At 67.9% G+C, this 1,886-nt stretch carries 3 protein-coding genes; 2 read left to right on the plus strand and 1 reads right to left on the minus strand.

The window, feature by feature from the left end; genetic code table 11:
* Window positions 1–190: 190 nt before the first annotated feature.
* Together J0695_RS36540 and J0695_RS36545 are read left to right on the plus strand one after the other, a co-directional pair.
* Entirely contained in the window at window positions 191–1,036 is an 846-nt protein-coding gene (locus J0695_RS36540; RefSeq protein WP_206969068.1) for a helix-turn-helix domain-containing protein, read from the plus strand.
* Window positions 1,011–1,220 (plus strand): DUF397 domain-containing protein, encoded by a 210-nt coding sequence (locus tag J0695_RS36545; protein WP_206969069.1) that lies wholly within the window; start codon window positions 1,011–1,013, stop codon window positions 1,218–1,220. Before J0695_RS36540 ends, J0695_RS36545 begins: the two co-directional genes overlap by 26 nt.
* Here J0695_RS36545 and J0695_RS36550 read toward each other — a convergent pair.
* Window positions 1,217–1,777, minus strand: coding sequence for a dienelactone hydrolase family protein (locus J0695_RS36550; protein ID WP_206969070.1), 561 nt, complete (start codon window positions 1,775–1,777; stop codon window positions 1,217–1,219). The two genes, J0695_RS36545 and J0695_RS36550, sit on opposite strands and share 4 nt — an antisense overlap.
* Window positions 1,778–1,886 lie beyond the last annotated feature (109 nt).

Consider the following 1,886-nt stretch of genomic DNA (forward strand, 5'->3'; position numbering starts at 1 on the left):
GCCCCGAGCCCCACCCGGAGTTGCCCCACGGCCTCCTCGGTGGCCCGCACTCGCTCCTGCACTGTCATTGCCATCGCACATTCCTCCACGCTGAGTGTTTCCTTTCCCCACACAGCGTGACCGGTTCACCTCTACGCTTGCCAGAGCGCCAGCCCAACAAAGCCCGTTGCTGGATCGAAGGTTGATGCCCATGACCGGCCCGAAGGATCTCGACCCCTCATCCCGCCGCATCATGATCGGCGAAGAACTCCACCACGCCCGCGAACGAGCCGGCCTCACCCAACAGGCCCTGGGCGAGCTCCTGTTCGTCAGCGGCTCCTACGTGGGCCAGATGGAGGCGGGTACGCGCCGCATCCTGCCGGACATGGCGCACAAGCTCGACGAGATCCTGGGCGCGGGCGGGTTCTTCGTACGGCACTGCACGAAGGCGAACAGGTCCAAGCACCCTGAACAGTTCGCCGAGGCGGCTGAGGCAGAGGCAATGGCGATCGGGCTCCAGGAGTACGCGGGGATGCTGATCCCTGGTCTGCTTCAGATCCCCGACTACGCCCGTGCGGTCTTCCTCGACTACCAGCCCACCGCACCTGACGAGGTCATCAACGAACTCCTGGCCGCCCGCATGGAGCGGACCCACCTTCTCGACAACCCAACAAAGCCTTTGTTGTGGGTCGTTCTGGACGAGGCGGCCCTGCGTCGACCGGTCGGCGGACCGGAGGTGATGGCACGCAACCTGCGCCACATCGCTGAATTGGCGCGCATCCGGCGGATCGTCGTCCAGGTGCTCCCGTTCTCGGCGGGCGGGCACGCCTCCCTGCACGGCTCACTCAAAATCATGTTCTTCGAGGATGCGCCCCCGCTCGCACTGATCGAAGCCCCCGCCACAGGCCAGCTGATGGACGATCCAGCCACCGTGGCGCGCCACCAACTGTCCTACGATCTGCTCAGGGCCAACGCACTCACTCCGAAACAATCCCTGGCCCTGATTGCATCAGTGGCGGAGGATTACGCACATGAAGATCACGATCCCCGAGTCTGACCTCACCTCGGCCACCTGGCACAAGTCCACCTACAGCGGCGGCGAAGGAAACAACTGCCTGGAGGTCGCCGCCGCCTTCCCCGGCCTTGTCCCCGTCCGCGACTCCAAGAACCCCCACGGCCCGGCGCTCACGTTCCGCGCCCCGGCCTGGTCCGCCTTCATCGCAACGCTCCAGCACCCCTAGCCAAGCCAGTCCAGCACCCGCTGCCAGGTCAGTTCGGCTGCGGCCGGGTCGTGGTCGGGAAGCTCGCGGTCGGTGTAGAAGTGCCCGGCGCCCGGGTACCGGAAGACCTCCAGCTCCGCCCCGGCCTCCCGAGCCGCCCGCCCGAGGGCGGCAACACGCTCGCCCGGCGCGAAGCCGTCCGGCTCCGCCGCGTGCAACTGCACCCGGAGCCCGGGGCGAACCGACCCGGGAAGATCAGCGACCCCGTGCAGCAGCAGAACGCCCCCGGCGGCGGGCCGCTCCGCCCACACCTCACCGACAACGCCCGTCCCCATGGACACACCCGCGAGCACGGTCTCCTCCGGCATGCCCCCAAGCGCCTCCCGGGCCGCCGCGACCACCGCCGCCCAGCCGACCCGGTCCACAACCCGGAACCCCTCATCGAGCGTGGCCGCAGTCTCTCCGCCGAAGAGATCAGGTGTGACGACCTCATGCCCAGCACCACGCAACCGCTCGGCAGCCAGGAGTTCCGCAGAACGCAGACCGAGCACCGAGTGGAACAACGCGACATGGGCCATAACGCCATCCTGCTATGCGGCCCGAAGCCCACCACCAACCAGGCCCCCCGGGGCTCAAGCCCCGAGCTCCGAGCCCTCTTTACGAGGAATGGGTGGAGGGCCTCAACCC

It is taken from the genome of Streptomyces beijiangensis (assembly GCF_017315755.1).
Lineage (GTDB): Bacteria > Actinomycetota > Actinomycetes > Streptomycetales > Streptomycetaceae > Streptomyces > Streptomyces beijiangensis.